This window comes from Micromonospora sp. NPDC006431 (assembly GCF_042870725.1).
Classification (GTDB): Bacteria; Actinomycetota; Actinomycetes; order Mycobacteriales; family Micromonosporaceae; genus Micromonospora.
This window is the reverse complement of record NZ_JBIAHQ010000041.1, coordinates 23,623-34,195: the sequence shown is the minus strand read 5'-3', so window position 1 is coordinate 34,195 and position 10,573 is coordinate 23,623. Positions and strand designations below refer to the sequence as shown.

The window sequence follows — 10,573 nt, the reverse complement described above, 5'->3', positions numbered from 1 at the left end:
CGCCCTCACGGAACTCCCTATCGAACCGCCTTCTCGTTTCAGCCATGACCATCTATCCCCTTAGGTCTGGCCTCCACGCTAACGGGGGAACCTCAGTGCGGCCTCCAGTTCCGCTTTGCTCGCCGTGCCCGCGCTCATGCCGGATCACCACCCAGCACTGCGCGTTCGGCCTGGGCGACCATCTCGTCCAAGGCGATCGGCGGATACACCACGAGCAGTTTCGCGGCGGGGTCCGCGGTCAATAGGACGCGCTCGCCCGCTGCGAGGCCGCACCAGCGCCGCACCGCAGGCGGCAGCAACAGGTGCCCCTGGCCGGTGACAGTGAAGACTCCCCGGGGGTCGCGGCGCACGACGATGACGTTTCCGCCTTGACGGATGTCCAGACGGGCACCGGGTTCCCAGCCCATTGCTCCGATGATCGACCGATCACGAATCCGTCCACTGCTATCCACCGAAGCCAGGCGATACATCCTCGCTTCGGTGCGCTGCTGCGGAAGTGCCGGCATCGGCAGGGCTGCCCGACGCAGCGGGCGATCAGCACCGGTCCGGGCAGACCTGGCCTGGTCCGGAAGCAGGACCGGAGGGACGACGGAAGCCACCGAGGGCTCAGCCACAGCGACCACCACCCTCAGCCAACACATGGCCAGCGGACGTGGTCGCGAAGATCAGGTTCACGTGGTCAAGGACGCTTAACCACCAGTACGTCGGATACGGCATAGGTGCCGCAAAGTTGTGTCCGAGGGGGGAGCTGAACTCTCCTACGTAGCACCCGTTATACAAACGGGTGCTCATGCGTTAAGTCTAGCACTTTACGATGCGTAACACTACAGGCGTGAGCTGCCGCGTGGCGCAATTTCAGCAAACAAAATTCGATCCGCCTGCGCCGATGACAACGCACCTATCCATTCCGGACACGAAATAAGGCGCCTCCGACAGGCAGAATCTCCACTTGAGTTCGCGCCGCGAGCACCAGCGACGGCACAGTCACACAATTTCAAGGGGGCCGTGGAGTTGTCAGCCCCTCGGGCACCCGCCCTTGAGGACAGCCAGAAGGTTACGCAGATAAGGCTCTGGGCCGAGCTCGTCGATCAACCTCGCGTTCGCCGCAACCCATTCTTCCTCGGAGATTATCGGATCGTGCGCGACAGCCAGGTCAGGATCGATATTCACGGCATAGAACGGGTTGCCGATCATGGCGGCAACATCGCCCGGTGTCCAATCGCCGTCTGCGCCGTCCATCCGCAGCTCCCGTCACTCAGTCCAGGGCTTCGACCGCCCTCGATAGTTTCACACCTCCCAGCCTCCTGGCGGAACCCAGGCCCAGTCGGATCGGTGTCGCTCATCCCCAGGCTCCCGCCCTGGCCTGTCCCTTGGCGTTGCCCCGATCGGCCCGGAACTCCTGGGCAGGGTGAGCCCGGCAGTGACGGCGTCGAGGTCGCGGCTCATGCCGGTGATCAGGGAGTGCGGGGCGGGCAGGTTGTCGGCGTTCACTCGCCGCATCCATTCGAGCAGCCGCTCGGCGTGGTGCTCGTGCATCAGGTCGGCGACGTCGCGCACGTGGCTGGCGGTGGCCTGTAGTTCGTGGCAACAGGCCAGCGCTGCGCGGCGGCGAGCCTGCCCTCACTGCTGATGAGTCACGTACCGAGTAGCGGGAGCCCTCTTGTGCTTCCGCTACTCGGCATTGCGGGCGGCCACAGCATCGGTTCCCGTGCTGGCTCAGTGGGCAGCTGGTCGCCGTGCTGGTAATTCTGTTCGGATGAGGGCGGCGAGGTGGCAGCCGGCTTCGGCAGTGTCGATGGGTTTTCCGGCGAGGCGGCTGAGGAACAGGTCGAGTGGGTAGCGGGCCATCACGTGGTAGCGGGCGAGGTACATGACGATTGCGGTGACCGGGTGGCCGGATGCGGGTGCGAGCAGGGCGTAGGTCAGCACCTGGTCGATGAGGGCGTGGAGGTGGTTGGTGTCGTCAAGGTGGCCTGTCTTGAGTTCGATGATGGTGGTGCCGGCGAGGAAGTCAGCGACACGCAGTCCGTCGAGCAACTCCAAAGGGGTGGTCACCGGTCCGTAGCTGCGCAGCGCGGTCTGGAAGCCGCTGGTGTAGCTGGCCCAGAAGGCGGCGAAGGCAGGGCGAGCAGCGCGCACTCCGGTCGCGCACGCGGCGAGGGTCTCTTGGTGGCGCAGCGCAGCCCGTATCGCTGCGCGGGCGTCGTCGGGCGCCGCGAGACGAAGCGCATGCACTGCCGCGTCGAGCACGGTGAGCAGGCTGCCCACCGTGAAGAGCCGAGCGCCTGGGATGTGCTCTGCGGTCTTGTGCCACGGCCCGTCTGACGCGTCGGTCGGGGGTGCGTATCCAGCGGTGGCGAGCAGCCGCTGCTGTCCGGGCTCCGGCAGGTTTGCGATCAGTTGCGGGTACGGCGGTCTGTCGCACAGGTCGAGAGCGAGCACCCGTTCCACCGCATGGCCGAATCGTCCGGGGTTGGGCGCGCAGACCGCAATGGGGGTAGGTGCGCGGCCAATGCGCCGCTGCAGGTCGGCGATCAGCCAGCCCCGCTTCGGAAACCGGTGGGCAAGCCATCGCGTCGACGTCGACGGCTCAGCGCCCGGGCGGAATAGATACGAGGACATCAGGGCGTTCCTCTGCGGGTAGGGGCATGCCGAGACGTCACCGCGCACGATCGTGACGAGGCGGCAGCGGCCAGGCAACGCCCAAGGTGGAGGGCCGAGAGACAGCCAGCAGCCTGTCGACGACCGCAACGGAAGGAATGTGCAAGAGCGCGCCGCAGGCGGGTTCTCAGCCCGTCGGCATCACTGGCCGACTCTCCGGGCTCCGCAACAAAATACGCAACGCAGCAGATCTGCTAGCGGACGAAGGCAGCTGCACCACCGACCGTACGCGGCGACCCGACGAAGGACAAGCCGCCCGGTGAAGCGGTCTGTGGATCATTGCCGGCATTGGCATCAGCCGCTCGGTGACGTAACGTATTTACGCAGTTCCATTGAGTCAGCGACCGTTCGAGCATCCCCATCGGGTAGACCGGATGAGCGAGGTGGCCGCGGCATGGACAGCGGCAAGCACAACCCTCGTTGCGAGACAGCGCAGCAACATCGCTGCCGCTGCAACGAGTGCGGCGGCTCCCAACACGGCGTGCAGGGCTGGCTGTACCAGGCCAGCCACGACCACCAGTTCCGCCAGAGGAAACGGGAGCACTTCGAGAGCAGACTGATCTGGACGAAGCACCGCCCGCCGCGCCTGGAGCACAGCCGCGGCAACCAGGAGATCAGCACGGACCTTGCCCGCGTCGACATCGCCGACTGGCTCGCTGTCCCGCCGCCTGTCGGGCCCGAGCACGGCGAGCCATACCCGTCGCCCGTCCAACAGGTGACAGCACTGGCCGAGGTGATGACGCGTGGGGCCTGGCCGGAGATCGCCACGGAACTAAACCGCGCCGCTGCGGACGCCACCAGCGTCAAGCGCGAGCTCACCAACCATGGCTGGTGCGATCTCTTCATCGGATTGGTTCGGGCGATCGAGGTGACCCGACATGGTTTCAACAGCATCCCGGACAAGGTCAAGAGCATGATCCTGGGGTCGGCCTTGCAGGCCAACCGGCCACACGTCACCGAGGCTGTCGTCGGCTTGATCGTTGACAAGGTGTGGCAAGGGTTCCAGGCCGCAGCGTTCGGGTCCGTTCCGCTGCTCGACCTCATCTCAAACGAAGAAGCTCTACGCGCACTACGGATCCTCGCGGTGTTCATCTGCCCCGCACCAGCGCAACACGCAGCGGTACGTCAACACGCCCTGAAGCCGCTCGGAGAAGACGTCACCAAGATCCTCACCGACCAGACCAAAACCAGGCTTGCCGAGCTGTTCGCCGACTGGCGACCCGACGGCGATGGCCAGCAGACCGAGTAGCTCGGGCAAGGTCGCTTTGCGCGTGGCTGCACTCGCGCTGGTGGCCAACTTTACGTCGTCGTGGCACCCCCGGCGACTCACAACCCGGCCACGGACCGAGCTGGCACCTCGCCGAAGCCGACCCGCGCCGTCCTCGCCCCTGCAGTCCAGCGGGCCGTGATCTCCAGGACTCGTCAGCCCAAGTTGCCCGCGGTCCTGCGGTGTGATCACAAGTGACATGATCCGGAGTAGGCGGGCGCTGAGCCACGTCGCGAGCGGTACCGCGCCCTCTCGTGCGGCTGAAGCGAGCGGCTGACGCTTCAGGCCACGTATACCTGTGGCCCGACACGGAACTACGGCGACCGGCCTACCGATCGCGGATTGCAGTACCACTGGCTCGCGAGGCAGCTCGGTACAAACTTCCGCGCCGCGCCGGTCATCTCACCCCGCTCCTTCATGCGGAGTGCGTTGGAGGTCGAAGATCAATGGTGTCCCGCTCCGCTCGCTGGTCGGCGAGGCCGGCACTGGTGAGCAACGCGAGCATGTCCTCCTGCCGCGGCTGGCCAAAGGTAAGCCGGTACAGCGCCAAGTCCCGTTTCAACTGCTCGTAGCGGGCGAGGTCCTGGCTCAGTGGCAGCGGCAGCACATGGCGCTCGATGCGCGCCCGTCCCGGATACACCCAGTACGGCGCCATGTCACCGAGCTGCGACTGCCGCCGCGCCGCGTCGTACGCCGCCTTCCACACGTCTCGGTCGGCTGACCGCAGCGCTTCGGCGCGATGGGCAGCGGCGACGTTGCGACGTACGGCGTGGCCGCCGAAGCGATGCACCCGGCCCTCCCGCTGTTCGAAGTCCACACGGTTGGCGGGGACGTTCCAGTGCACGACCGCCGAGCAGTACGTGTGGAAGTCGATGCCCTCCTGGCCGGCGCTTGTAGTGGAGACGACGAAAGGCCAGAACGGGCTGTTGAACGCGTGCCGCACGCCGGTCATGCGCTTCGTGTTGGTCTCGTCGTCGCCCCGGCCGCCGTACCGCAGCGCGAACCGACCGGTCATCGAAATCCGGTTGCCAGGGTTGAGCGGGTCCAGAGCCGAGTACGGCGCCGAGTGCACCGTCACCGCCCGGTTCACGTCACGAGCGATCGCCACCAGGGCTTTGTCGTCCAGCGATGTCTCCGCTGCCGAGCTGCGTAGCGTGTGTACGTACTCGTCGAGGACGGCCTGGAGCCCGCCAGCGGCGCAGTAGCGCAGGACGGCCCGCCAGTACGGATCGCTCAGGCCAAGCTGGTCCAGCAGGAGCATGGTTTCGGGGCGGTTGAACAGGCTCCGCAGGCCGGCGGCGACGACGGTCGCGGCCAGCCACAGCCCCTGAGGCGTGACGCTGCTTCCGTGGTCCACGAGCCGGCCGAGCGCCCGCCAGGCGATGTTGCCGGGGCTGTGCAGCCCGATAGCGACGAGATCGTCAACGACAGCGTCCGGGCTGGCGCTGATCGGCTCATCGGCGGCGGCGGCCACGGCGAGCGCCTCCTGGAAATGCCGGACGAGGCCGCTGTGAAGGTCCTTCTCCACGTCATGTCCCGGGTCGGCTCCCGTCGTGGCCGCCTCGACGGCCCGGTCGAGGGAAACACCAGGGTTGGCACCCGGCCAGCCGAGCACGGCACGCCAGGGCTGCGGCTCTCCGGCGTGTCCCGCGGCGCGGAAGGTGTTTGGTGCCTCGGCGAGCAGCCGCTGGCGGCATTCTGACTCGATCGCTGCCAGGTCCGGAGGCCCATTCGGGTCGCGGCGGGCGGCGGTCAACGGATCACAGGCCGCCGCGAGCACGGGGTGTGGCCAGAACAGCGCCATGGTGCTCATGGACGCCACCCGTCCGTCGCTCATCCGGTAGTCCAACCTGCTGCGGGGCACCTCGATGTGTCCGTTTCGGATTCGGCGCTCCGCCTCGTAGCTAAGCAGCGCCGAAACCGCAGTTGGCGTGGCGTTCCAGGACGAGAAGACCAGTCGCTTGGTGATCTGCTGGCGGGCCGCGTCAGCGAAGGGCGGTCCGAGCGTGTAGTGCGGCATGGACGGTGGCAGCCAAAGCAGTCGCCACCAGCCGCGATCGACGGTCTGCGCGGCGAGGGAGCGCAACTTGCCGTTGCCCAGGTCGATCGGCGCGTACTTTTGGACGGCTGCGGCGTCGAGCAGGTGCGCCCGGTCGAGTAGTTGCCGGACTTCTGCGCCGAGCCCGCGCTGCACGGCCTCCCGCAGACGGTCGCCAAGCTGGTATCCCTCGACGAAGTTGAGAAAGTATGGTGCCGATTTCCAGTAGTCGAGCAGGACTGGGGCGTCGAGTGCCGCGCCAAGCCGGTTCATGGCGACGAACGAGCGGATCTCCGTGGAATCGACGCCTGCGGCGGGGGTGACGTGCTCGGCCAGCATCGCGTGGCGGCCGAGGGCCGGGCGTTCAGTGCGGCACATGACCCGTAGCAGCAGGCGCCGGATTTCTTCGCCCACGGCGCCGGTCGGGGCGCCGGCGAGGACGGCCTCGCGGTAGGCGCGCAGCGCCGCGTGCACGGCATCGTGCCACTCGGGGTCTGGGCGGAGGAAGTTGAGCACCCGCTTGAGGTCGGCGTGGTGGTCGTCGGTGGCGGCTTCCTCGGCGTAGGTGAACGGCTTGTATGGGGTGGCGGACAGCAGCAGGACGCGCGCGTCCTGATAATTGAACAGGTGGTGGGCTAGCTCGGCGGCCTCGCCACCAAGCTCGGGATCGAGCAGGTTCCGGAAGCGTTGGAACTCGTCGAGGATCACCAGATCGGGCTCGAGCGCGTGGGCGCCGGCCTCAGCGAGCACCCCACGTAGCCGGCCGACGAGAGTCTTGCATCGGCCGTGTTCGGAGTCGGTCAGCGCCGATCGCCGCCCGATGTCGGCGATCAGCTCGTCGAACTGGTCGAGAAGTCCCCTGGCGCGAGCGCGGTCCAGGAACCGGTCTCGTACGCGCGGGTCTATGCCCTGGGTGAGAGTACGGGGAAAGTAGGCGCAGCGGCTCTGAAACCGTTCGAACGACCGGGTCGTGCATTGCATGATCCGCAGGGCGGCCTTGCGCTGCCAGCCATCCCAAGCCTCGTTGCGCAGCAGGTGATGAAGCATTGCGCGCTCCGCTGCCGTGCCGGTCTGCCAGCCAGGGGCGAAGGAGGTGCCAGGTGTGAAGGATACGAGGTTGACCGGCTTCCCGTCGCCGGCCTGCGGCGTGAATCGGGGCAGCTCGCGGCCGAGGAGGGTGAGCCGGCTGGACATCGGATGCGTGGCGTGGTGCGGTCCGGCCAGCCGTGCCAGGTTCTGTGCGGCGACGTCTTGGTTGGAGCAAATATAGATGATGTCAATGCGCGTCACCGCGTCATCGCGCTGCAGCCGTTCAATCATTGCGGCCACGACACCGCCTGCGACCACGCTCTTGCCCAGGCCGGTCTCGTCGGCGACCAGGAACCGCCGGGTCGGCTCGGTGCCGAAGTAGCGGTTGAGTAGGTACGCGACGGTGTCCCGCTGGAAGTCCTTGAGCCCTTTCATGCGCCTACCCCGGGTGCGTGAAGTTCACGGCGGACCTGGTCGACGTGCTGCCACAGCTCCAGGAAGCCCTCCGGCAGGACTGCCCTACCCCGCTCAGTGACTGCCAGCTGCCGTACTAGGCCGGCAAGCTCGTCGAGCTGGGCGGGGCGGTCCGCCAGCGCGGCGAGCAGAAGCTCCAAGACGCCGGCAGCGCCACGGCGCCATAGTCCGGTGCCTTGTCCCGCCCCCACAGGACCGGCCACCTCGGCGGACGATCCGAGGCCAAGCAGCAGCATCAGGAACTGCAGGAACTTGTCCGGTGTGTTGATCTGCTCGGCGAGTACCCGGTCAAGGCGGTCAGCCGGGTCGCCGGTCAGGCTGGCGATCGTCACCGCTCGTCTGGTCGTGCCGTCCGCGGCCACTGCGGCGAGAACGAGAAAGCGGGTGATCTCCGTGGTGGCCAAGCCACCGAAGTGGGCGTCGCCCGGCAGGTCCGCCACCAGGTCCGGTCTGGTGAGCAGGGCGACCGTCAGCCGCCCACCGGGCGGCGGCGACGGCGCCCCGGCGGCGCGTACGTGCAGCTCGTGCGGCTCGTCGTTGGTGCCGACGGTGGCGTGGAACGGGACGGCGGCGATGCCGCGTAGATAGGCCTCGAGTTCCCAGCCGGTGTCGTCGTCGGGCTCGGCGACGTCGCGCCGCTCGTACTCCTCAAGGATCGCCCGCAGGTCTGCGCCCTCGCCAGCCAACGCGTTGATGCCCAGCCGCTCCCGCGATCCGACCAGTTCGACCAGCAGCTCGACATTGCCCGTGAACGCCGCGCCGGTGGCGTTGGCCGAGCCGACGATCACTCGGGCGCGCCGCCCGTACTCGACAACATATGTTTTGGCGTGCAGCCCCGCGAGCCGGGCCGGCCCGGTCTCGTCATCCAGGTCGAACGCCGCGAGGTCATTGAGCACCAGCACGGTGCATCCGTCCAGCGTCCCCTCGGGCAACCGGTCCAGCTCCTCCTGCCTACCGATGACGGTCAACTCACCATTGCCCGGGGCGCAGACATCGAGGCCGTCAGCGCCCACGAAGGGCGACATCACCAGGTGCCGAGTACCGGCGAAGTCCGGCGGCCGAGTTCCTGGCACGCCGAACGCATGGAAGTACAACTCATCTCGAAAGAAGCCCTCAGGGAGTTCCCAGTCGGCCCGCCGAAGATGCTCCAGCAGCTCCTCGATCGCTGCGCGCCGCGGTTCAGGCACCGGCTGCGTGGCCAGGTCGATCGCGTGCCGAAGCAGCTTGACCACCGGCGTGTTCCGCCTGTCCGGCCGCGAGCCGATCACGCCGTCCAGGGTCAAGCAGACATCCCAGCTGCGGTCGTTGGTCAGGTTCCGGCTCAACACGACGAGCCGCAGCAACTGATCGCCGTCGCAGACGTATCGGACCAGCCACATCTTGGGATGGAAGAGACGTCCGGGCCGAGGACTCCGCACCGGATGAACAGCCGGTTCGAGCAGGAGCAGCAGACTGGAGTTGCCCGGCGGCGCTGCGATCTGCCCGGCCTGGCAGAACACGTCGATCCGGTCGGCGCAGCGGCGCACGCCCTCCATCACCGAGATCGGGTCGTCCCGGTCTCGCAGGGCGTGCGCGGCGAACGCCAGCGGGGCGGTGAGCAGGCTGTCCAGCTCAAGGGTGAACGTGGTGGCTACGGCGCGGTCCAGCCGGAATCCCGGCGGCGGACGGAGCACGTCGGTCAGCAGCGCGCGTCCGTCAGGCGGCAACAGCACCCGTCACCTCCATGCCGTCGTGGATGTCGGTCAGCATGCGTCGCACCTGCGGCCACCGGTATACCAGCTGCCGGCTGCCTGACGCGCCCGTCCAGCCCCGGAGCAGCTTGCTGTTGACCAGCCGCGACTGGGTTTTCTTCACCGTCTTCTCTCGGCGGGCGACCAGGTCCCGCAACTCGACGTCATCGGCTGCGCCCTCGGCCCGACCGGCGAGGACGAGGTCGATCCAGGCCTCGATAAACGCCCGAGCCCGCAGATTGTTGCTGATGCGCGGGTTGATTTCGATGAGGCGGCTCCACATGTCCGCTCGGTCCCACGGCGCGACCGTCGCCATCCGCTCAGCCCAGCGGGCGAGAGCCTCCCGGTAGTCCGGCGGCTCGATCCGGTCATGGCCCGCCTCGCCGTATTCTTCGGCGAGGATCAGGTTGTAGAGCAGCGCCGCTCCGTGCATACAGGTCGAGAACGCCCGGGCATACTCCAAATCGGTCCGCACCCGCTCCGACGCTGAGCCGACCGCCGAGGCTCGCCAGGGCGCCGCCGCGTCGTCCTCCGGCCGGTTGCCCGGCTGAAGCAGGTGAGCGAGCAGGGTGCCGGCGGTGCTGGTCAGGATACGCTCCCGCAGCCAGTCCGCCTCCTGCTGCGTCAGATCCAAGCCCGAACCCACGACCTCAGGGAAGCCGGCTGGCGATCGAGGCATGGTGGCTGGCCATCGGCCAGTCCGCAGCTCGGTCAGCTCCGCCGCCTCCGGATCGCCAGGTAGAACAGCCAGCTCGAGGCCAGCGTCGATGTCGTACGTGCGCAGCGCAGACGCATAGATTGTGGATGGCAGCGTCTTGACGCCGGTCGATGCACGTCGACCGATAAGGCCGTCGGTTGCACCTGCAGCCCGCAGCGCCGAGATGACAACACGCTCCACCCGGTCCAGCTCCACTGCCTGATCGCGGTCTGGCCGGCGGCTCGCGTGCTGAACGCACCATGGGACAATCAGCAGATACCGAGCACGCGTGTGCAACGTCGACGTTCCGGGGAACAGCAGGTCACCGAACGCGTCGCGGACCTGCCCGATGCCCAATTCGTCGCGGCTCTCCTGCTCGCTGAACATGTTCAGCAGCTCACGCATCCGCTGCTGCTCCACCCGGGAGCTGTCCAGCCACGATAACTGCGACGCCACCGTCCACCTCCCGTACTCGGCCAGCAGGCATCCAGCCTGAACTGGTTGTGCGCTCCCAGACCGCCTCGACGTCCGCGACGAATCCATCTTCTGCGACCGTGAACCACCACCGGTAGGGCGTGTGGTCTTGGGGTGTGTTCGACGAACATCATGACGTCCGACTCCGACAACTCGTTGCCGGCCCGAAGGTAAGAAGGGCCTCACCAGAAGACCAGAACTAC

Annotated in this window: 8 protein-coding genes; 1 reads left to right on the top strand and 7 read right to left on the bottom strand. The window is 67.4% G+C overall.

Annotated features, from left to right (window positions below; all coding sequences use genetic code 11):
• Positions 1-134: 134 nt before the first annotated feature.
• The 4 genes from ACFYM6_RS34300 to ACFYM6_RS34285 form a co-directional block, all read right to left on the bottom strand.
• A complete protein-coding gene (locus ACFYM6_RS34300; protein WP_387281632.1) occupies positions 135-506 on the bottom strand; it encodes an AbrB/MazE/SpoVT family DNA-binding domain-containing protein in 372 nt (123 codons plus the stop codon).
• 508 nt (positions 507-1,014) lie between these two features.
• A complete protein-coding gene (locus ACFYM6_RS34295) occupies positions 1,015-1,239 on the bottom strand; it encodes a hypothetical protein (protein WP_387281631.1) in 225 nt (74 codons plus the stop codon).
• 48 nt (positions 1,240-1,287) lie between these two features.
• Complete coding sequence (locus ACFYM6_RS34290; protein ID WP_387281630.1) at positions 1,288-1,557, bottom strand: hypothetical protein; 270 nt, start codon at positions 1,555-1,557, stop codon at positions 1,288-1,290.
• A 159-nt stretch (positions 1,558-1,716) separates the two neighbouring features.
• Positions 1,717-2,622, bottom strand: a complete 906-nt coding sequence (locus ACFYM6_RS34285; protein WP_387281629.1) for a hypothetical protein — start codon at positions 2,620-2,622, stop codon at positions 1,717-1,719.
• A 433-nt stretch (positions 2,623-3,055) separates the two neighbouring features.
• Here ACFYM6_RS34285 and ACFYM6_RS34280 point away from each other — a divergent pair, with 433 nt between their 5' ends.
• The gene (locus tag ACFYM6_RS34280) at positions 3,056-3,910 is read left to right on the top strand and encodes a hypothetical protein (RefSeq protein ID WP_387281628.1); all 855 of its coding nucleotides are present in this window, start codon (positions 3,056-3,058) and stop codon (positions 3,908-3,910) included.
• Positions 3,911-4,343: 433 nt separating this feature from the next.
• Here the strand turns inward: ACFYM6_RS34280 and ACFYM6_RS34275 are convergent, their stop codons facing one another.
• Genes ACFYM6_RS34275 through ACFYM6_RS34265 form a run of 3 tightly spaced genes read right to left on the bottom strand, consistent with a single transcriptional unit; the run spans position 4,344 to position 10,439 of the window.
• Positions 4,344-7,430 carry a helicase-related protein gene (locus tag ACFYM6_RS34275; protein ID WP_387281627.1) on the bottom strand — a complete coding sequence of 1,029 codons (3,087 nt, stop codon included), beginning with the start codon at positions 7,428-7,430 and terminating at the stop codon, positions 4,344-4,346.
• Positions 7,427-9,181 carry a hypothetical protein gene (locus ACFYM6_RS34270; protein ID WP_387281626.1) on the bottom strand — a complete coding sequence of 585 codons (1,755 nt, stop codon included), beginning with the start codon at positions 9,179-9,181 and terminating at the stop codon, positions 7,427-7,429. The genes ACFYM6_RS34275 and ACFYM6_RS34270 overlap by 4 nt, the downstream gene beginning before the upstream one ends.
• The gene (locus tag ACFYM6_RS34265) at positions 9,165-10,439 is read right to left on the bottom strand and encodes a DUF6361 family protein (protein WP_387281625.1); all 1,275 of its coding nucleotides are present in this window, start codon (positions 10,437-10,439) and stop codon (positions 9,165-9,167) included. The genes ACFYM6_RS34270 and ACFYM6_RS34265 overlap by 17 nt, the downstream gene beginning before the upstream one ends.
• Positions 10,440-10,573: the final 134 nt, after the last annotated feature.

Bases quoted from the DNA above. Each gene is read 5' to 3' on its own strand.
- ACFYM6_RS34300 (WP_387281632.1), bottom strand. From the start codon at position 506: ATGCCGGCACTTCCGCAGCAGCGCACCGAAGCGAGGATGTATCGCCTG.
- ACFYM6_RS34295 (WP_387281631.1), bottom strand. From the start codon at position 1,239: ATGGACGGCGCAGACGGCGATTGGACACCGGGCGATGTTGCCGCCATG.
- ACFYM6_RS34285 (WP_387281629.1), bottom strand. From the start codon at position 2,622: ATGTCCTCGTATCTATTCCGCCCGGGCGCTGAGCCGTCGACGTCGACG.
- ACFYM6_RS34280 (WP_387281628.1), top strand. From the start codon at position 3,056: ATGGACAGCGGCAAGCACAACCCTCGTTGCGAGACAGCGCAGCAACAT.
- ACFYM6_RS34275 (WP_387281627.1), bottom strand. From the start codon at position 7,430: ATGAAAGGGCTCAAGGACTTCCAGCGGGACACCGTCGCGTACCTACTC.
- ACFYM6_RS34265 (WP_387281625.1), bottom strand. From the start codon at position 10,439: ATGGATTCGTCGCGGACGTCGAGGCGGTCTGGGAGCGCACAACCAGTT.